Source organism: Pleionea sp. CnH1-48 (genome assembly GCF_024124665.1).
Taxonomy (GTDB): domain Bacteria; phylum Pseudomonadota; class Gammaproteobacteria; order Enterobacterales; family Kangiellaceae; genus JAMXSB01.
In genome coordinates, this window is sequence record NZ_JAMXSB010000012.1 from 159,464 (window position 1) to 180,113 (window position 20,650).

Annotated in this window: 14 protein-coding genes; 5 read left to right on the top strand and 9 right to left on the bottom strand. The window is 42.1% G+C overall.

Annotated features, from left to right (window positions below; translation table 11 throughout):
- Positions 1-206 precede the first annotated feature (206 nt).
- Both NH399_RS18760 and NH399_RS18765 read right to left on the bottom strand, forming a co-directional pair.
- On the bottom strand, positions 207-3,365 hold the full coding sequence (locus NH399_RS18760; protein WP_253042719.1) for a GAF domain-containing protein: 3,159 nt from the start codon (positions 3,363-3,365) through the stop codon (positions 207-209).
- Between the two features lie 275 nt (positions 3,366-3,640).
- The gene (locus NH399_RS18765; protein WP_253042720.1) at positions 3,641-5,155 is read right to left on the bottom strand and encodes a YifB family Mg chelatase-like AAA ATPase; all 1,515 of its coding nucleotides are present in this window, start codon (positions 5,153-5,155) and stop codon (positions 3,641-3,643) included.
- 354 nt (positions 5,156-5,509) lie between these two features.
- Here NH399_RS18765 and NH399_RS18770 point away from each other — a divergent pair, with 354 nt between their 5' ends.
- From NH399_RS18770 to NH399_RS18780, 3 genes are all read left to right on the top strand, one after another.
- Positions 5,510-6,295 carry a mechanosensitive ion channel family protein gene (locus NH399_RS18770; RefSeq protein WP_371876100.1) on the top strand — a complete coding sequence of 262 codons (786 nt, stop codon included), beginning with the start codon at positions 5,510-5,512 and terminating at the stop codon, positions 6,293-6,295.
- A gap of 289 nt (positions 6,296-6,584) precedes the next feature.
- Positions 6,585-7,553, top strand: coding sequence for an FHA domain-containing protein (locus NH399_RS18775; protein WP_253042722.1), 969 nt, complete (start codon positions 6,585-6,587; stop codon positions 7,551-7,553).
- Complete coding sequence (locus NH399_RS18780) at positions 7,550-10,087, top strand: serine/threonine-protein kinase (protein WP_253042723.1); 2,538 nt, start codon at positions 7,550-7,552, stop codon at positions 10,085-10,087. Before NH399_RS18775 ends, NH399_RS18780 begins: the two co-directional genes overlap by 4 nt.
- A 2-nt stretch (positions 10,088-10,089) precedes the next feature.
- Here the strand turns inward: NH399_RS18780 and NH399_RS18785 are convergent, their stop codons facing one another.
- The 6 genes from NH399_RS18785 to NH399_RS18810 all read right to left on the bottom strand — a co-directional run bounded on the left by NH399_RS18785 (position 10,090) and on the right by NH399_RS18810 (position 14,898).
- Entirely contained in the window at positions 10,090-10,671 is a 582-nt protein-coding gene (locus tag NH399_RS18785; protein ID WP_253042724.1) for a hypothetical protein, read from the bottom strand.
- A gap of 125 nt (positions 10,672-10,796) precedes the next feature.
- Positions 10,797-11,252 carry a hypothetical protein gene (locus NH399_RS18790; RefSeq protein WP_253042725.1) on the bottom strand — a complete coding sequence of 152 codons (456 nt, stop codon included), beginning with the start codon at positions 11,250-11,252 and terminating at the stop codon, positions 10,797-10,799.
- A 14-nt stretch (positions 11,253-11,266) separates the two neighbouring features.
- Complete coding sequence (locus NH399_RS18795; protein WP_253042726.1) at positions 11,267-11,845, bottom strand: tail fiber protein; 579 nt, start codon at positions 11,843-11,845, stop codon at positions 11,267-11,269.
- A 68-nt stretch (positions 11,846-11,913) separates the two neighbouring features.
- Positions 11,914-12,573: a hypothetical protein gene (locus NH399_RS18800; protein WP_253042727.1), complete on the bottom strand. Its 660-nt coding sequence runs from the start codon at positions 12,571-12,573 to the stop codon at positions 11,914-11,916.
- A gap of 185 nt (positions 12,574-12,758) precedes the next feature.
- Positions 12,759-14,018: a diguanylate cyclase gene (locus NH399_RS18805; RefSeq protein WP_253042728.1), complete on the bottom strand. Its 1,260-nt coding sequence runs from the start codon at positions 14,016-14,018 to the stop codon at positions 12,759-12,761.
- Between the two features lie 151 nt (positions 14,019-14,169).
- Positions 14,170-14,898 carry a hypothetical protein gene (locus NH399_RS18810; RefSeq protein WP_253042758.1) on the bottom strand — a complete coding sequence of 243 codons (729 nt, stop codon included), beginning with the start codon at positions 14,896-14,898 and terminating at the stop codon, positions 14,170-14,172.
- Between the two features lie 454 nt (positions 14,899-15,352).
- On the opposite strand from NH399_RS18810, the gene NH399_RS18815 reads away from it, so the two are divergent.
- Both NH399_RS18815 and NH399_RS18820 read left to right on the top strand, forming a co-directional pair.
- Complete coding sequence (locus NH399_RS18815; RefSeq protein ID WP_253042729.1) at positions 15,353-16,543, top strand: efflux RND transporter periplasmic adaptor subunit; 1,191 nt, start codon at positions 15,353-15,355, stop codon at positions 16,541-16,543.
- Positions 16,544-16,546: 3 nt separating this feature from the next.
- Positions 16,547-19,870 (top strand): efflux RND transporter permease subunit, encoded by a 3,324-nt coding sequence (locus NH399_RS18820; protein ID WP_253042730.1) that lies wholly within the window; start codon positions 16,547-16,549, stop codon positions 19,868-19,870.
- 7 nt (positions 19,871-19,877) lie between these two features.
- On the opposite strand, the gene NH399_RS18825 is transcribed toward NH399_RS18820, so the two are convergent.
- Positions 19,878-20,630, bottom strand: a complete 753-nt coding sequence (locus NH399_RS18825) for a class I SAM-dependent methyltransferase (protein ID WP_253042731.1) — start codon at positions 20,628-20,630, stop codon at positions 19,878-19,880.
- Positions 20,631-20,650: the final 20 nt, after the last annotated feature.

The following is a 20,650-nucleotide window of genomic DNA, read 5'->3' on the forward strand; positions in this document are numbered from 1 at the left end:
AAAGCTCCATATAGCCCAATCCTTTCAAAAACAGAATGTTATCGTTCAATGACTGCTGGGTCATTGGTTGAGTAGGCAACAAAAACTACTCCCTGCTGTATTGAATATAGCTCATTTCATAAAGTTTGCATGGCGACTTTTAGCAGCAGGAAAATCAATTAATCCAATAGCTTAAAATGACCTACATGCTCTGGCTTAAGCCTCCTCTACGCATCTTTAATGTCGGGTAGCGTCAACGAATATTTTCTGTTTAAACGAATCAGTGTTCTAAAATTACGAAACGAAGCCTGTGCCTCACCATCATCTAAGTGAATCTCAATATTGCCGCCATCTCGCTCCAGGAACTGTTTGACCGCATCCATTCCGACACCCCGGCCTGAGATGTTAGTCACCGCTTCTGCGGTAGAAAATCCGGATGAAAAGATGAGGCTCGCGATTTCTTCTGCTGAAGGCCTTGGTGCATCCTTCGATAATAATCCTTTATCGACTCCGCTTTGATAAATTTTATCTAAAGCTAACCCCCGGCCATCATCATAAATTTCGAACTCAATAAAGTCTTCGAGCATTCGAGTGTTTAAATAGATATGTCCTTGCTCGCTTTTACTTTGCCCAACACGCTCTTCTGCGCCCTCGATACCGTGGTCCATAGCATTTCTAAAAATATGCATAAAAATACTATTAAGCGTACTGTGGATGTCGTTCAGCACAAATACACTGCCATCATTTACCGATATTTCAGGTCTGGGTTTATTAAGGTCATCCGCCAGTGACTCAACCGATTTAATTACATCGCCAATAACGTAACTGATGGGTCTCGCCTGAGTGGAAATGAGCGCTTCGCAAACCGTAGCTATCCAGCGTTTAATCTGAGCGCTAGCATCCACAACCTCAATGTCTTCGATTTCTTTAATTAGGGTAAGCGCCTTATCTTTGCTGATCGCATAGCTCGATGCGCCCTGACTGTCATCAACATTCAAGCCTAGCTTGGTTTCGGCAATCATCTGATAACGTTTGATGTCTTCTTCGGCATAAGCCAGTTCTTTTAATAGATCTTCTTGTTCCCAGGTTTTTTCATCAAATTTTCTTAACTCATCATAAGTATGTTCTACCTGATGAACGGAATCTGTGATTTGATTAAAGCCAAATGTTCTGGCATTACCTTTTACTGTGTGCATATTTCTAAACAAAGAAGCAACGACCTCGAGGTTTTTCTCTTCGTTGGTGGCAATTAACTCACGACACTGCTTAACAAAGTCAAATGAAGTATTTAGGAAGTCAATAAACTTATCTTGCTCTAGAGACAGCACCTGGCCGATGATTTCAAGCTCTTGCTTTTGAGCCTCGGCTTCTTTTTGCAAGGCTTTTAGCTCAGTGACATCTCTTACCGAAACCATTAGCTTTTCAACTTCGTCGGTTTCTTTATTAACAATCGGAACCCAGTCCATCTCTAATATTTTTTCTCTTCCATCAGGCATGGTTTTCACCATTTCGTTAACCAGCAAATGAGAGTTACAATCAAACATCATCTCATCCATGCCTACGACAGCATCAACCGCTGTTGCTATTTGATCTAAACTGTCAGCTCCGAGATCCGTATTGGTTAGCAATAGGTCTTGATAGTTTCTATTGGCAATTTTTTCAGTCTCAAATATCTTAGATAAATAAGCCGAGTACTCAGGATGGATAATCCCTCCGTCCTGAATTGTAAATAACCCTTGGTGAAGATTAGCCATCATGATGGCGATATCTTCATTCTTTTGTCTTAATTCTTTGGTGCGTTCTTGAACCTTTTGTTCCAGTGTTCTGTTTTGCTCTTCAATGACTTCGCGCATCCGGATGTTTTTGATATTGGTCACCAATAATCGAGCAATAGAAGAGGCATATTCATAATCGCTATCTTCGAACTTTACCTGACCAATATCACCAGAGAAATTCATTACGCCTACCAAGACGTCTTTATCAACCAGAGGAACACACAAGAGTGTCCTATCAGCGACTTCCTTGTTTTCTCTAGTAACAAAGCGGTCATCTTTTGCAGTACTCGGCGCAAAAATAATCTTCTGGTCTTGTGCAGCATGACCAAGAATCCCTTCACCAACCTCAAATACTTTTGGATGACTATCTGGATCAATTGTTTTAGGAGGGTAGTAAGCTTTAAGCTCTAAGTGATCTTGCTCATTCATAAGATAAACGGAGCCTTGACCGACGCCTATTTGCTCGTGCATTGCAGCCATCACTTCTTCGAGCGCTTTGTTCTTTTCTTGTATTGCCGCCAGAGACTCTCCCGTCGAGTTCAATTTCGCTAGGTCAGACATTTTCTTCTTGATGGATAAGCGCATCGAATTGAAGTTTTGTGATGCGAGAACAATAAGTACGATCCAGGCAACAAGACTGGTTTTGGTACCCAGACTTACCGCTTCTTGAACTTCACTTTGCTTTTCATTGAAAAGATTGTCGGCTTCTACCAACAGGGCATCAAAGTCACTCACAACGCCTTTAACACTTTTCTCCGATGCATCAAGCTGTTGTCGAGCTTCATCCACTTTTTGAAGTTGAAGTAATTTGAAGGAAACTAAACCATTCTCCGAAGCCGTTCTTTTTTTCAGCTCATCCAACTTGGCCAAAAAATCCTTCCACAAACCACCCGTATCAATATCGTTTAACAGATTACCAATATAATCTACCCGCGTTTGCATATCGCTGAAGGCATACTGAATATCTTCTCCAGAGGTTGCTAACTCTTCGCTGTTTTTTTTACCATTAATTTCTTTAAGCGAGTTATAAAGACCTATAAGTTGACCATCAATCCTTCCGGCTTCGCCAGCTACCAGCTCAATAGTTTTTGCATGCTCATCGGACTCATAGTAAGAAATATCGAGCAACAGAGCGCCAGCATCATCAATCAGATTACTTAACTCTCTCAACTCTTCATTGGCACTGTTCTCTGCTTCTAGCAGCTTAATTTTGGCAGTAAACATAGTAGAAACAGCTTTAATGTAGTCCTCGTAGTGGGTACTCGCCGTTTCTCCATACTTTTTCATCGAGGGTAATACATTGATGGTCTGACTCAATACAGAAAATTGCTCGCGAAATACTTTTTCTGCACTATCAAATTCGCTTTGATAATTCTTAATTTCACTCAAAGTGTTAACGTTATATCCAGAGGCGCTGAGTTTTGCCTGTTTTAACAAGCTGATCTGAACCTGATTACTTTGCTTAAGAATCGGCACAGCTTCGCTGTTAACTCGTTCTGTAGAGTTTCCAATATCACTTAGGTTAAACAGGGATAGAGCACTGGATACGGACAGCAACAAAATGATGATGCCGAAACCAAGCCAGACACGTTGATTAAAGCTCATTTTCATGACAAGCCATCTCGGTTTAGTTTTCGATTAAGTCTTTTAGATTATGGTCTAAAGTTAATAATCCTCAAGTAAGACAAAACAAAACTTTTTGATAACCAGACTCGGAGCGCTATCTGTGGATTAGAGGAGACTTTTTTAAGTTAGATAACAGTATCAATTACAATGAGTTAAGCCTGTTAATTAGCGCAAACACGCCGTTTTACTTAAGTTGCTTCAAATTTAACGCTTTTAGTGTTCTTTATTAGAATTCATCCGCTCTTTTGGGGCGCAATAAATTAAGCTTGCTCAAGTAATCGCTCTATCTTTCGATAATTCGCCGCCTCGGCTACCGCTTCCATAGTGACCATCTCTTCCTGTCGAAGATCAGCAATCGTCCGAGATACTCGCAAAATGCGGTGATACGCTCGTGCAGAAAGCCCCAACTTTTCCATTGCTTCAAGAACAAACTGATTGGCTCTTGGTTCTATGTGAATGTGCTTTTCTAGCTCTGCCGCCGATAAAGTAGCGTTCAATTTTCCCTGTCGCTGATATTGTATTTGGTGAGCAGCCTCAACGCGCAGACGAACAGCTGAAGAACTCTCTGCATCTTGGTCGGTAGTTCGCATAAAGTCCTCTTTAGCAATGAGAGGAACTTCTATGTGCATATCAATTCGATCCAGAAAAGGCCCAGACAGTTTAAGCAGGTAACGACGGATCTGCTCTGAAGAACAACGACATTGCCCGCGCGCATTGCCAAAGTGTCCACAAGGGCAGGGGTTCATCGCCGCAATAAGCTGAAATTGAGCAGGGTATTCAGCTTGCCTCGCCGCTCGCGAGATGGTCACATATCCTGACTCCAGCGGCTCACGTAACACCTCCAAGACCTTACGATCAAACTCAGGAAGTTCATCTAAAAACAGAACTCCACGATGAGACAAAGACACTTCGCCAGGGCGAGGAATGCTGCCACCGCCAATAAGAGCAACAGCCGATGCGGTATGGTGGGGTACACGAAACGGCCTTACTTTCCAGTTTCGTGCCGCCACTTCGTTACCTGACACCGACGCAATTGCGGCGACTTCTACCGCCTCTTCATCATTCAACTCGGGCAGCAACCCACTCAGTCGACTGGCAAGCATGGTCTTGCCAGTACCCGGCGGGCCGATAAACAACAGATTATGAGAACCTCCTGCCGCCAGTTCTAATGCTCTTTTGGCCGCATGTTGGCCTTTTACATCCTTTAGGTCGTGAGGTAATGACGAAACAACCTGGCGATTTTGATGTTCATTTAGCGGCAATGCCTGCTGGCCACAAAGGTGAGCAACCACATCCAGGATATGATGAGCCACTAATTGCTTTCCTCCAGCCAGTGACGCCTCTTCAGCATTGGCCGCAGGCACAACCAGTACTCGGTCGGATTTTTTCGCCGCCAGTGCGGCAGGCAGTACGCCACGAATCGGCCTTAACTCACCGGATAGCGCCAATTCCCCAACAAATTCGTAGCCCTGAAGCTGCTGCATAGGCAGCTGCCCTGATGCCGCCAAAATACCCAGTGCAATAGGTAGGTCAAAGCGACAACCTTCTTTTGGCAGATCCGCAGGTGCGAGATTAACGGTAATACGACGCGTCGGAAATTCCAGATTAGCATTCATCAAAGCACTGCGAACTCGATCTTTACTCTCTCGCACCGCCGCCTCGGCCATACCCACCATAGCAAAACAGGGCAAACCGTTTGATAAGTGAGTTTCTATCGTAATTAAGGGAGCATGGATTCCAACCCCTGCTCGTGAAAAACTGTGAGATAAGTTCATTATTCCTGATTATGTATCAATTCCTTTTAAAACCAGAAGTTTAACGAGTTAAAGCTCAAGATCTATTGGCGATCAGCCCTTTGCTATGTAGGAAATTAGCGTGAATAGCCATAAGTGTATCTTTCTGCTGGTTTGTGTGCGTATTATCGAGTTTATTACCTATACTTCTAAACAATTTCACACAAAGGCCCTTTTAGCTCAATGAGCATAAGGGTAGAATTAGCCCAAACAGAATATTTGCTCCCTTCAGGGAAACAAAAATAACAATATTAAGGAGCCACTATGCTTAATACTGCAAACCTCAACCCGGCAGATATTGACCTGTCACCCGATAAACTCCAGAGCCTCATCGATATGTACGTCATTCCTTATGGTATTAAGGTCATTATGGCGATTCTTATCTTTGTGATAGGAAAAATGGTTGTTAAAGCCATCACCAAAGTGCTCATTAAGGTCATGAAGAAAGCCAAAACCGATGACATTCTCATTGACTTTATCTCGGGTATTATCGGCAGCTTATTGATGTTGTTCGTCATTATTGCCGCTATCGGTCAGCTGGGTGTCGATACAACCTCTCTGGTCGCATTAATCGGTGCTGCAGGTTTGGCTATTGGTTTGTCTCTGCAAAGCTCGTTACAAAACTTTGCTTCTGGCGTCATGCTGATTGTGTTCCGCCCCTTCACATCTGGTGATTTTGTTGAGGTAGCAGGTATTGCTGGTATTGTAGAAAAAATTACTATTTTCTCTACTCAGTTGAGAACTCCCGACAACAAAGAAATGATTGTACCGAATGGAAAAATCTACGGCGACGTCATTACTAACTACTCTGCTAAGCCTACTCGTCGTGTTGATATGGTTTTTGGTATTGGATACGGTGACGACATTAAAAAGGCTAAAGAAGTGCTTGAGTCTATCTTGGAAGAAGATGAGCGCATCCTAAAAGATCCAGCTTATGTTGTAGCTGTTTCTGAACTGGCCGATTCTTCAGTGAATTTTGTCGTTCGTCCTTGGGTCAATGCTGCAGACTACTGGAACGTATTTTTCGATACACACGAAAAAGTAAAACTGCGTTTTGACGCAGAAAATATTTCGATTCCATTCCCTCAAATGGATATTCATCTGGATAAAGTTGAGTCTTAAATTTATCCCATAAGGCCACTTAATATAAGTGGCCTTTGTTTATTCTTATCCGACAAGGCTAAAGCTCCTCATATTTTCCATCGATAGCCTTTGCTGCTTTCTTTGCCTTTTGTAAGCACGGACAGCACTCTCTTTTAAATCTGCCTTATTAAACGTTCTAAATAATGCATCTTAGAACACTGCCATCATCTCTGTTTGATATGCCTTTGAATCCATTTGAATAAGCTTATAGCTGACATTAGAATAATTATTCAGTGACTTGATATGTGGATTACAAAGAGAGATAAATATGGCTTATCTTTTATGCCTGACCGATCATTCGAAGTGTTATCTTAATTCACATCACACTTTTGGGCGTTTGGAGCATTCCGTTAACACTTTAATTTCAGAGCCCGATATTTCAAAGTTTCATGCAGTCATTGAATGGAGTGGGAATACCTGGCTTATACGTGATATTAGCAAAAATGGCACCTACCTAAACAACAAGAAGCTTGTTCCTAATCAAGCTTACTCGTTGGCTATTGGCGATCAATTGTTTTTTTCTCAGCACCAAGAACAAAGCTATCAAGTGAAAGACTTGAGCCAACCCGAAAACATCCTTATTCCATTAGACCACACATCGACTCCGATCAGTATCAAAGACTACAACCTTCTGCCATCCAATCAAGAATGTGAAAAGGTTGTGTATTACCACGCACAAAAAGGAATTTGGTTGCTTGAAGATATCAACGGCAACAACTCTTATCCACTGGATAACGGTGATGTTATTTTACTTAAAAATAAACCGTGGCAATTCCATACTGACACAACAACACAACCAACCTTGCAGCTTTCGGAACAACAATACTCTATTAATGACATCAACTTTGTTTTTAATTTAAGCCAAGACGAGGAAGTTGCTCACTTAAAATTACAAACACCTGTGGATGATATTGACTTAGAAGTAAGAACCCATCATTACCTGACTCTCACACTGGTAAGAAGCCGTTATAAAGATGCCCTGAAGGGTTTTGATAGCGACACTCAAGGCTGGATTTATACGGAACAATTGGAAAAAGACTTAGGGCTTAGCCAGTCTCATTTAAATATCCAAATCCATCGTGCCAGAAAACAATTTAAAGAAATATTAAGTAATATAAAAAGCTCTGAAGATATTATTGAAAGAACTCGAGGGAAGATACGTTTCGGTCCTGCAAAGTTTCAGTTATTTAAAGGCCGCACTCTGGAGTGTCAAATGAATAGTATGGATACCAGATGACCGATCAAGCTAACAGCGCGCTACCAAATGACTATCCTATTATCAAAGAGCTAGGCCGGGGAGGTATGGGGAAAGTTTACTTAGCAAAAGATAACAAACTGCAACGTGATGTCGCCCTTAAAAAACTACATAAAGAGTGTTCTCCGAGCAACATCATTCATGAAGCAAGATTGTTGGCAAAAATAAACCACCCCAACGTTGTTCAAGTACATAATATTCTCGAAGAAGAGAGCAATGTATCTATTGTCATGGAGTATGTAGAGGGCATTACTTTAGACAAAGTTATTAAAGAGCGTCATATCAGCCTTGAGCAAAAGCTGCAATGGCTTTATCAGTTATCCCTTGGTTTATCAGCTGCTCATAGCCAAGATGTCATTCACTGTGACTTGAAGCCATCGAATATTTTAGTTGACTACAACAACCAGATTAAAATTGCAGACTTCGGTATTGCCCAGCTTATTCGGGCTGATGAGTCAGCCGACTCAAACTACGGGAGCCTGGCTTATATGGCCCCCGAAGTGATTATGGAAAATAATCACACCAAAGCAAGTGACTTATTTTCTTTTGGAGTCATAGCGTTTCAACTTCTTACCGGTCAACATCCATTTGGCAACCTCTCTCCTCAAAAAACGTCCGAGCGCATCCTAAACAATGAAAAAATAGAGCCAAACCATCTAACAGAGGAAATGCCTAAGCCTCTTATACTTCTGATTGTTCAGTTGCTTTCTCATAAAAAAGAACAGCGACCTCAAAGCGCTCAGGTAGTTTCTGATAGCTTAAAGCAACTATTAGTGCTCGAGCAGCAGCGAGAAATACTCAGCCAGGAAACACAGCCTTTTACTAAACCAGTAAACGATTTATCAGACAAAAGTCATATTAAAAATCGAGTTATAAAAATATTATCGATCATACTCGTGGCTCTCGCTGCGCTTATTATTACTTTTTCGTTTTTTCTACAGCCTCAAGACTCAAGTCGCAACTTGGTGATACTACCCCCTCATGTGACTAATACGGACGATAGCTACCCCGAACAGAACTATCTAGTACGTTCAACAATAGACTCAGCATTAAGAAACTATGCCATCAATGCTCTACAACTGGATTTAGTTGGGTATGATGAATCTAATAGCGCAGGAAGTGGTCTGCCAACGGTCGCCAAAGCGACAGGGGCCAGCGATATACTAACCACCAGAGTAGACTGTCATGGTGTGCAATGTGACGTCGTATTTTCAAGAGCCGATAACAATGGAAAAGTTATCTCTCAAATTGACTGGATGATGCCATTTCAAAATATCTCTGATATTTACCTTATTAGCCAACAAAAAATATCAACTCTATTTCCTGAGATTTCGAATACTATTGCAAGGACTGGAATGAATGATCCAAAAAACTATGAAAGTTACATTCAACTTTACCAGTCCGTTCGTATTGATGGATCTTATAATCAAGAAACATTAAAGCATCTATCAAGTCTTATTGATAAAGAGCCTCACTTTTATCCCGCTTATACATTATATCGAGAGCTTGCTCTTAATCTTTATGAGCAAACTCAAGAGGAAAGTTACTTAGAGAACCTAGAATTCATTTTAACAAACTCTCCTTCATCATATCGTTTGAGTCATCATGGAGCAACCAACTATTTTTGGCTAGCAGTGTCTCGAAATCAATACAAGCAAGCCGAACGCTGGATCACTAGAGTTAAGCAGCAAGGTGCATCGGAGCTTAGAACACGTGAGCTTGAGTCTTATCTTTACTTCAGTACAAGTCAATATAGCAAAGCCATAGAGAGTTACCAAAAAGCTCTTCAATTAAGAACCAGCACTTTAATGCTTTATAACTTATCTCTGACTTACTGGTTTAGCGGGGATATTCTTCTAGCAAAAAACAACTTGATGAAAATTCTTAAACTAACGCCAGAAGATTATTTTAGTAACCAGTTTCTTGCTTCTATCGAACTATTTGAAGGCAATACAAAAAAAGCGATCCCTCTATACAAAAAGCTTATTGAAGATAATCCACAAAGTATTGACTTAAATAACCTTAGTTTGGCTTATCTAATCAATGGAGAGGCTCTTGAAGCTCTTAAGTTTGCACAACAAGCTGTTAAGCTCAACCCCAACCACTCAACATGGACATTAAATCTAGCCGATGTGCTTTGGCTCAATGGGCAAACGACTGAGGCAAGAAAATATTATCAGCAAGTGATCAAATTGCGGGAGAATTCCCCTGACTTTAAGTCTCTTTTAGAAACCGCTCAAGCTTATGTGCATACTAAAAACCCAACAGCAGCCGTAAAAGCGCTTGATGAAGCGCGCCAATTATCGCCCGACAATGGAGAGCTGTTTTATACTTCTGCTCTTGTTTTGTCTGTACTGCAAGAAAATACTTCGGCAACGCTTCAGGTAGAGCGAGCCTTGGAGAAGGGCATTGGTGTTCGTTGGTTTAATCTTACCTGGTTTGACAACTTATGCAGTGATACTTTATTTATTGATCTGATGAAACAACACAACAATGCCCAGCGTTGCATAATATAAGGCTAACCACCTTTACCTCGACTAACGCCAATACTTGGGTCTTGTGACACATGAACGGTTGTCGTTTTTTTCTTCTTATCTTCACATGCTGCCACATAACGAAAACCTATATCGACATAATTTGCCTTCTTCTTAGTAGAGCCTGTATCTCCTACATGAAAAACCGTAATGGTGAGTTGTTTACGTGAATCACTCAGCTCTGTAGTGATTTCAAAAACATTATGATTAACCCAGTTGGTAAATACGATGCCTTTATCAATGAATACCCAGTCTTCATCATCATTGTTGCCATCCAAAGAAACAACTAATACGGCCTTTTGAAGCTTCTCCAGATATTCAGTACCTTGGTAAGCCGCTGAGAAAAACAACTTTAATGTGCCATCCACTTTGTTGCGATTATTACTTTCGTCATAAATCTCTGTCACCCAAGGCTGCTCTTTCTCTGGGGTTACTGACAAATAACTGACCGCAACAACCGATGGCACATCGGATAAGAAGTTTTTGCTTAAAGCACAAGGAATGCCAATAGTAAACTCTTCACCATCCTGATCCTTTGCTTCGGGTTTGATCGATAGTATTTTCATGTTTCCTCTCCTTTGGGTATAGTTAATACGAATTACCACTCGTCTTCAGTTTAACGCTTCTCTCGTAGTGTTGTTCAGGTAATGCCTCCTTTATCACGTTTTCAGATATACTTTTATTACAGAAGCTAATCCTTCTCTGATACCTTTGTTTTGTAAGCCGTACGACGACAGCTTCCTGGAGCACCAGTGTTTTCGGGAAACTCCGTAATCACATTGCCACTTCGAGTACTCTCAATAATTAGCCGACCACATAACTCTCCATGAGTGCCGATAGCCACACCCAGGTTTGCGTCGTAGCGAACACGGCCATCGGATTGAACACTTCGGACTTTATTGGGAGCATGTTGAATCATCCCGCATAATCGTTGCATACCCTCACGAGTACAGTACTCAGCTAATAGTTGGCTTCCACCACCTACAGAGCAATGGCGCAGCAGAATGTGATTAAAGGAAGCTTCAGTAATGTAACAAGCCGGATCGCCTAACTCGCTAACCGACTTTACACTTTGGTGCGAACACCCAGTAACAACAAGCAAAACAAGGCAACAACTAATCAATGAACTCCGTAGTATTACTTTCATTATCCTCTCCTTATTCAGCGATATTTAATAATGTAATTAACTGCAATATTTCTAGGACGGGTTTCACTGCTGCTTTTGGCGGGATCAGTAGGAATACCCGTTTGTTCATCGGATGATGCCTGCCCAGCCGCATTACCGGAATTTGATGTAGCCGATAGTGTGACTGACTTATAGGTATGGGTATGAGACTCCAGTGCATCACATTGATAAGAGCCGATCCCCTCTGCCACACCTTCTCCAGTTGGAGCCATGCGTTTTGCCGCGTCAGGATCCATGCCAGAGCCAGCATCAACACCTCGCAAAAATAACCCTCGGTAATCAGGAATAAGAAAGTCATCGTCTTTACGGCCATAGAGGTATCCCAGAACAGCAAATAGCTCGGGGTAACTGTGAGGGCTTAACGCTCTGCCATCACAAAGCATCCATCCTTCTGCTTCCAAAATATTAAGGGGCACCTCATCATTACGCTTAGCAGCCGCTGCGTCTTTCGAAGTGCAGCATGAGTTCTTCCAGATGTTGTTGGCATCTTTTGATACGGGGTCCGTTTGCCCGGCAAATGCAACAACACTTCCAGTCATAAGAGCAGAGTACACAACAAACTCCTTAGAATCTGGCAGCCTCAAGTAATATCGAAGCTACCAGCTATTCCTTTAGTTAATGATCAGGCCGCTTTCACTCGACGCGACTTCAAAGCATTTGCTTCTGCAAGAGTAATAGGAGCCTCCCATGAATTATCAGCATTTAAGGTTGTTGTTAGCGCATACACACCAACAGGAAACTCAAGCTTAAGCGGATTATTAATGGTACTCACATCGATCACTTCTCCTTCTTCATAGTTCCCATAAGCAAGGTAATACGAAGGACGCGGGGAGAAGGTAAGATTTTGATTGGGTTTAGCCTGGGTTGCATATACGGTACTACCCGACATGGTCATACCGACAGAAGCTTGTGAGTTAACAGGAATTCTTCCGGTTTCTTCCAGGTAGAAGCGGTTTTTATCAACGCCTTGAGAGTAGTCATCAAAAAAATACGCTTTGTTGTAGTCCAGTGTTACTTTATTTTTTTCTGGCGTCGGTGAGTAAGTTTCTGAAGCCTGAAATGAAATACCGGGTTTCAACTCACCGGTTTCTGCCCAAGAGAATCCCCAATCAACGGTCCAGGTAAACTTCACCTTAGAAGTAGGGCTGGGATTAGAGTACTTAGAAAACCAGGCAAGAGACAGTGCATTCGGGTCCCATGCTGTAGGATCATCCTGATACACCATTAAGTATGCAGAGGTACTCGCCTGATTATTAACAGTAACAGAATATTGATAAGCCATAATGTTTCTCCTTTAACGAATGATTTAGTGATGTGCTTGAGCAACACTTTTGTTCCAGTTGTGTTGTTTTCTCTAGCAAGGAAAAGTATAAAAAAGGAGAAATCAGAAAAATATTACGGCATATTACACCAAGGTCTTCGACAGCTATTGTTATAAAAAGTAATTTTCATATTCTATAAAAAGCACTAGCTTTCCATCATATAGACAACTTTATTCTTTCCTGACTGTTTCGCAGAATAGAGAGCTTCATCAGCCTTTTTGATAAACTCTTTGATATCGCATATTTCACCAAAAGACTCGCAGGAAGCAACACCCTGACTGACCGTAAGGCTCAAGTTTATGTTACTGAAAGTGTGCTGTTCTATGGCAACTCTTAAACGCTCAGCCATATCAAGAGCCCCTTGTTTTCCAAGGTGACTTAATACAATAGCGAACTCTTCTCCGCCATAACGAGCAATGTAGTCCTCAGAAGACCGAATTGACTGCTTCAAAATTCTGGCTACTTCAACTAAACATTCGTCACCGATATCATGTCCATGATTGTCATTAACGCCCTTGAAATTATCGATATCTAGAATAATAAGAGAAAGCACCTTGTCTTGATGACTCTCATCTATCCAGGCAATATTTAGGAATTCATCAAAGGCACGTCGATTGGGGATCTTTGTGAGGAAATCCATTCGAGATTCTTTTTTGAGAGTTCGCGTTCGACTCTCAAGTTCTTTTTCTATTGTTAATGGTATTGACCGAATCTTTACAATGGTCAGTATCAGCAATGCAAAACTCACCAGAGAAAGGAGGCTGAAAATTATATAGGCCTTCTCGGCCATATCTTGAACCTGACTCCCTTTAACTGACAATGGGAAGCTGATATCTAACACCCCTCGAACATCTCCTACCTGCCAATCTTTTTTTGGGCTGTCCGGATGAGAGTTATGGCAATCAACACAGCTTTCTTCCATTATGATGGCCTGAGCGAAACGATACACCTTCATCCCATCAATGTGGTCCCAATCTGAGAAATTATCAGTGGGATTCGCCGTTAGATATTGAATTGCTGAAGCTTCAAATTGATCTTTAGGTCCACCAGTGAGTTGTCGATTAGCAAAAGGATAATTGCTAAACATACGAACAATCGTAGTGTCATATTTACTGGTTATCTCATCACCGATTTCTATTGCGAAAGTAGCTGGGTTAGGTACTCGATCTGATAGATTTTTATGATCGGCCCCTACACTGAGAGCATCTGTTCGGTTGACCTTCTGAATTACATTTTTACTGTAGAGAACTCGCGAAGTATTGAGTGTATCAGCAAGTACTTTTGCATTATTTTCTGCGATCTGCTCTATGGTTCTAAGGCTGAACTTATGGATGGCAAAGAGAGAAACGAAAGTCATCAAAGTAAATAATATCGATAACAGTAGAATCAGCTTTGCTTGTCTCATTGGAATCTCTAGCAGGTGGTTTACAAGAGGAGTGAATAACGGATTAAGACTCAACCTCATTAAGGATAGAATAAGGAATGTAAGATATAAAGAAACGTGTCGTAAAGATGATGAAGGGCGGCTCCAACAAGCCCTTCACCAGATTGAGCGATTAGCTGCCACAACCTCCACCACATCCAGACGAGCAGCCACTACCGCATCCATCTCCTCCGCCACCACCACTACCGCCTGAGCCGGGTGGACCTAAATGTTTAGATAACCATCGGATAACAATAAAAAGCACCCAAGCGATAGCAATCGCTTTTAGCCAGAAAAGTAAATCTTGATATCCCTCTCCACCTTCCACACTGCAAGCCGATAGTAAAAGAGCAAAAGGCAATATCAAAGTACCGGTAAATACCTTTGTTTTCGAAACCAACCATGACTCGGCAGTATTGACTCGGACAAATCGTCCTGCATTTTTGAAACGAGAAGTCACATCAGGCCAAACATCTCGCGGCGCTGCGCCAAACTCTTTTTCATAATCGTCTAATGTGGCTTGATATTGCTGTTCAAACTTAGAGTCTTCCGCAGTTCCTCCTTCCGTAGGATTATGATGTATCGCTTTACCAACAACCTCTTCACATAACTCATTCCAATAAGATTGAGTGTAACAAAGATGCAAATGCCAAACTTGATCGACAGCATCCGAAGGCGTTTGTGATCGTCCTGTTACTGCCACTAAATAGATAAACTTCTTATATTCCAGAATTGCTTTTTCGCTAAATGATAAGGACCAATTATTTTCTCTAGCCAGTCTTCGTGCAAAAGATAACTGAGCTTCTTGTGATCCAATCGAAAAGTCTTCCAATCGTTGCCATAGAGATACTTGTGACGGCATAACAATATCCTCCATTTAAACGTAAAATAAATCTTACTTTCTCGTTACGAAAGAAGCAGGAGATTTAATCATAATCCATTATCTAAATCTCACTAACGTTATTCAGGCTATGAGATAGCGAAACGTAAGTCAAGGCAAAGCCTTGTAAAAAGTTATAATGATTTACTTTATTATATCGTAAGGCCATATAAATAAGGGAATTTAACAGAAGCAAATACTTACTTAATATTTAAGAAAGATTGAAAAATGCTATTTTAATCCATTCCCTCTTTGAGTATCCTAATCTATACTCACTACTAATAGGTTAATAAAGTCGTCATAATATTCGACAAGACGCAGGGATATTAAAACACGGTTTGAGAATGTTGGACGTAGCTTGATCAACTCATTAGTTCAATCAAAGGATGACTGATATTTTTCTATCTGCCTGAATTGCTCTACGATAGGACGGTTTATGCAAACAATCATTAGCGATAAAAAAAAACAAAGAACGACATTACTCTTTATAGCGCTATGTCTAAGTTCAACGTTATTTGCTCAACAACCGGTCAATGTAGAAGAAGTCACTATGCAAGTGTCTTCACCTACTCATCGATTCTCCGGTACGCTACGAGCAGCCGCAACCTCTAACTTATCAGCCAGCGATGCCAGTCGTCTGGAAGCTCTCTACGTTAACGAAGGAGAGAAAGTTAGAAAAAATCAAATCATTGCAAAACTGGACGACCGCAGACTGACGGCTTCATATCAACAGCAAGATTCATCGGTAAAAAATTTACAGGCCATCGTCGCGCAACGTCAGGCAGAACTGAATAACGCACAAGCCGATTACGATGCCTTTGTTGTTTCGCAAAAAGGCAATGCTGTATCAAAACGAGAACTTAGAAATACTCAAACTCAGTTAGCTGCAGCAGAAGCTGCCTTGTTAGCAGCAACACACCAACTGCAAGCAGGAAAAAGTCTTTTACAGCACCTCAAAGTCCAACTGGAAGACACAGAAATAAAAGCACCCTATAACGGTATTATCACTCAACAACTCGCATTTCCCGGCGAATGGGTACAACCTGGAGACACCATACTAACACTGGTTTCAAGTGACCAGATGGAAGCTTGGTTAGAAATACCAGAACGTCTGGCACACCACTTTATGGGTAACTCTATCGCCCCCATTACCGTCGATATTAATTCCCAACGCTTAACAGCTTCCCAAGCCCATGTCATTTCACAAGTCGCACAAGATTCGCGAACCTTCTTTTTAATTGCTCAACTGGATCAGTCTCCAGACACATTATTTTCGGGCATGTCGGTACATGGTTGGGTAGAACTGGGAGAAAAAACAGAACACCTGATGGTTCACAAAGACGCCATCATAAAAAATCACAACGGCACCTTATTGTATAAAGTCATTCCTTCGACTGATCCTGAATCCAAAACGATTTACATCACCCAGGCTATTCCTATTCAGGAGCTTTTTGTGAATGGCGACTATGTTGCAGTCAACTCACATAACCAGTTGCAAGAAGGCGATCAAATCGTTGTTGAAGGTAATCGCCGTCTCATGCCAGGCGCTCAGGTTCAAATTAACACACCACCAGATCAAAGCCATATTTCATTAAAATCGAAAAATAAAGAAGACATTGGAAGTTAAGTTATGAAGCTCGTTGCCAGTGCTGTTAAATACCCTGTTACGGTTACCGTTGGCATTATTATTTCTATCATGACAGGCATACTTGCCTTCACCCGTGTTCCCGTACAGATGACACCTAATGTTGACTCCGTTGTGATCAGCATCAATACCTTTTGGGAGAATGCAACTCCCTTGCAAATAGAGTCCGACATTATTACCGAGCAAGAACGTGTACTCGGTGATGTGGCTCGCTTGGTATCAATAACCAGCTCCAGTCAGGCAGGCAGTGGCAACCTGCGCCTTGAGTTTGAAAATGGCACCGATATCAATCATGCACTTCAGCAAGTGTTGCAAAAACTTGATGAAGTACCCAGTTATCCAGAAGGTGTGTTACAGCCAGTTGTTGAGCCTAATGATCCTGAGCGTGTTAATTATATTTCCTGGGTTGGACTGGCTTCCACGGATCCTTCATTTGATCCCACCAAGCTATATAACTTTATGGAACGACGTCTGCACCCTAGACTGGAACGAATAAAAGGAGTATCAAAGGTTCAAATATTTGGAGCCAGTGAACGGGAGTTACAAATACAGGTTGATGCCACAACCATGGCAAACTACGGTATCACCTATAGCGAGCTTGCTACTACACTAAGAGCGAATAACCAAACCTTCTCAGGTGGTCAACTTCCCGATGGCAAAAGCAACATACGAGTGCGCACTGTTGGCCGTTTTCATGATATCGATACGCTGCGCAATATGGCGATTAAGCGCACTTCATCAGGCACCATCTACTTAAAAGATTTCGCCGAAATAAAACTCGCTTACAAAGAAAGAACGGACTGGGTGAGAGCTCGCAGTTTGCTCATGCCATTTTTCAGTTTTCAACTTCAATACGGCGCGAATGTGATACAAACCATGGCCTCCATTGATGCCGAAATAGCCGAGCTAAATAAAGAAGGCGGGCTATTACATCAAAAGGCTCAGCAGCTGGGAATCGATGGCACTTTAGAACTGGTAAAAACCTATGACTCTTCTATCTATGTCAATAACGCTATTGATCTGGTAGAGAACAATATTGTCATCGGAGGCATTCTAGCAACGCTGACATTACTGCTTTTTTTGCGTTCACTCAGCACTATCGGTGTTATCGCTATTGCAATACCAATTTCGGTAATAGCCTCTGTTGTGGTTCTGGTAGCACTCGGTCGTTCAATCAATATTGTTTCATTAGCAGGTATGGCATTTGCTGTCGGTATGGTAATAGATAATGCCATCGTAGTTATCGAAAATATCTATCGCCACCTTGAAATGGGAAAGCCTTCTCTAAAAGCTGCGGTAGAAGGTACACAAGAAGTTTCTGGAGCCGTATTAGCGTCTACCATGACGACGCTGGTGGTTTTTGTTCCCGTATTATTCATTCAAGATAGTGCAGGCCAATTATTCAAAGATATTGCCTTGGCCATCATGGCAGCGGTAGGGATCAGCTTTATTGTTTCGGTGATTGTTATGCCAACGGTTGCGGCCAAATTGTTAACCAAAAAACCTGCATCATCATCGCAACCCTGGTTATTTAAGCTTGAACAATTTATCAATCAACTGCCACAAAAAGTGTCTGCCATTGTTCAAAAACTGATTAAGACCGGAATAAGAAAAGCCACAGTAATAATTGTTTTTTTTACGGTCACCTTCAGCGGAATAGCCTGGCTTGCTCCCCCCATGGACTATTTACCTAAAGGGAACTTTAACGCAGCCATTGGTATTTTAATTCCACCACCCGGATATAATATTGACCAGCTTTACAATATTGGACGGCGGATTGAACAAAAGTTAAAACCTGCATGGCAACAAAGTTCACAAAAATTTGCCGCAGAATCACAACTACCTCAACTCCCAGATTCCACACCATCACCAATCATCATGGTGGATGGCAAAGCCGTTCCAGCACCGGCCATCGATCAGTACTTCCTGGTTGCCTGGAGTGGTCAAATGATTCAATTTGCCATGCCAAAAGATGATCGCCTAACCGTTGATTTGGTAGATTACCTTAATCAATCAGCCGCTCAGGCACAAATACCCGATGTCATCAGTTTTGCTTTTCAATTTCCTCTATTTAACACAGGCGGTAGTACGGGTTCTGCCATCAGTATTAATCTAATGGGTGATGATCTCAATGTCGTCAATCAAAGTGCATCGGCTTTGATGTTTAAATTAATGGAAGAATATTCACCTTATAGCGTGGTGCCAGATCCTGCCAATTTCTTGTTACCAACCCCCGAACTAAAACTGATCCCCGACGACGAACGTTTACAGATGATGAATATGAGTCGACAGGATTTAGGACTCGCCACTGCCGCCAATGGCGACGGTATCATTTTGGTCCGAGCTTTCGAACTGGATGGTATTTTGAATGATGTAAAAGTACTGTCGAAAGATGCCATTAGTGCTAATCCGATTAATGCACTGATGCAATCCCCTTTAGCAACACCAAGCGGACGCGTTATTGATATTCAGAATGTCGCGGAGATATCACGACAACAAACTTCAGAAAAAATTCGTCACGTGGATCGCCTACGCGCCGTCACTTTGCAATTCACACCGCCACCGGGGCTTCCACTTGAACAGGCGATTGAGCATATCGACAGCCTTGAACAAGAACTACGTGCCAACCAAAGCATTAACAACAGCGTTGAAGTAAACCTCTCTGGCTCAGCGGGTAAGTTAAAAGATATTCAACGCGCTTTAATGGGAGATGGTAGTTTTGGTGGGACAATTTCCAGTTCTTTATTTTTAGCGTTAGCAATCATTTATCTGGTAATGGTGGTGTTGTTTCAAAACTGGTTTTATCCCATGGTTATTATGGTAACCGTACCGCTAGCAACCTTTGGGGGCTTCGCCGGATTATCCTGGGTGCATGCCGCCAGCGTCGCGGATCGTTATCAACCGATACAGAATCTGGATGTTCTGACCATACTGGGCTTTGTTATTCTTGCTGGTGTAGTAGTTAACAATGCCATCCTGATTGTTCATCAAGCCATTAATTTTTTAAAAATGCCAGAGCGCCACCTGACACCGGATCAAGCGGTGATTGAGTCGGTAAAAAGTCGTGTACGCCCGATCCTTATGAGCACCTTAACTTCCATCGGCGGTATGTTGCCACTGGTGCTAATGCCAGGGGCTGGTTCTGAACTTTATCGAGGATTAGGCGCTGTTGTGGTGGGAGGCTTATTGGTTGCCACGGTATTTACTTTGTTTCTGGTTCCGGTATTACTGAGTGTCATTTTTTCTTTTACCGAAAAACAATCGGCTCAGGCAACTTCAAGCTTACCAGAAGAAGCACCCGCTCAATGAATCCAGTTTATTCGGAAAGATAAACATCAAACCGATGCTTTTTACTTTCAATTTGATAAGAGGGTTTTTCGTCGCCAACAAAAGGGGCATAGCCTGGACGTTTGACGACGACTCTTTTACTTGCGCAGTGCCTAGCAGCCGATAGCAAGGCACTGTCATCCAGATCTTCTCCTGCCAGCTGTTTAAAGATGCGCATTTCTTTTTTTACTAATGCACTTTTTTGTCGCGCTGGAAACATAGGATCCATATAGACAACATCAGGAGCCACTAACGAATCATCTGCCAAATAATCAATGCTGTTAGCGAAAGAAAGTTTAAGTTGATCTTGAGCTAAGAAATTATCTTGGCTGGCATAGAGCCTTTCTAGCGCATTGTTTAACAACGCAAAGATTGGAGCAGAGCGTTCAACCGCTGTTACCTGACAACCAAGAGCTGCCAGAAGCAAAGATTCACGCCCCATACCTGCAGTGGCATCAATCACTGTAGGGGAGGCGTTGTGCTTCAGTCCAATGGCTTTTGCCAAAGGTTCCCTGCGTCCGCCACCATGCTTACGACGGTAAGTCATGGCACCGGATAACAGATCGAAAACCAGCTGAGATGGCTTATTGTCTAACTGACAGTGTAGGCTTAGCACCCCATCAGCAAGTCGCAACTGCCACTCCTGCTCATTAACCACTGATTCTTCAACCATGGGGAGATTGAGCTTTTGACTGATGGACTCTAGCTTGGGGTCGGAGTAAAAACTGAGCTTAATTGACATCTTTTACTTCCTGTCCATTT

Excerpts from the sequence above, each read along its gene's own strand:
- NH399_RS18760 (WP_253042719.1), bottom strand. The coding sequence starts at position 3,365 with ATGAAAATGAGCTTTAATCAACGTGTCTGGCTTGGTTTCGGCATCATC.
- NH399_RS18765 (WP_253042720.1), bottom strand. The coding sequence starts at position 5,155 with ATGAACTTATCTCACAGTTTTTCACGAGCAGGGGTTGGAATCCATGCT.
- NH399_RS18770 (WP_371876100.1), top strand. The coding sequence starts at position 5,510 with ATGTACGTCATTCCTTATGGTATTAAGGTCATTATGGCGATTCTTATC.
- NH399_RS18775 (WP_253042722.1), top strand. The coding sequence starts at position 6,585 with ATGGCTTATCTTTTATGCCTGACCGATCATTCGAAGTGTTATCTTAAT.
- NH399_RS18780 (WP_253042723.1), top strand. The coding sequence starts at position 7,550 with ATGACCGATCAAGCTAACAGCGCGCTACCAAATGACTATCCTATTATC.
- NH399_RS18785 (WP_253042724.1), bottom strand. The coding sequence starts at position 10,671 with ATGAAAATACTATCGATCAAACCCGAAGCAAAGGATCAGGATGGTGAA.
- NH399_RS18790 (WP_253042725.1), bottom strand. The coding sequence starts at position 11,252 with ATGAAAGTAATACTACGGAGTTCATTGATTAGTTGTTGCCTTGTTTTG.
- NH399_RS18800 (WP_253042727.1), bottom strand. The coding sequence starts at position 12,573 with ATGGCTTATCAATATTCTGTTACTGTTAATAATCAGGCGAGTACCTCT.
- NH399_RS18805 (WP_253042728.1), bottom strand. The coding sequence starts at position 14,018 with ATGAGACAAGCAAAGCTGATTCTACTGTTATCGATATTATTTACTTTG.
- NH399_RS18810 (WP_253042758.1), bottom strand. The coding sequence starts at position 14,898 with ATGCCGTCACAAGTATCTCTATGGCAACGATTGGAAGACTTTTCGATT.
- NH399_RS18815 (WP_253042729.1), top strand. The coding sequence starts at position 15,353 with ATGCAAACAATCATTAGCGATAAAAAAAAACAAAGAACGACATTACTC.
- NH399_RS18820 (WP_253042730.1), top strand. The coding sequence starts at position 16,547 with ATGAAGCTCGTTGCCAGTGCTGTTAAATACCCTGTTACGGTTACCGTT.
- NH399_RS18825 (WP_253042731.1), bottom strand. The coding sequence starts at position 20,630 with ATGTCAATTAAGCTCAGTTTTTACTCCGACCCCAAGCTAGAGTCCATC.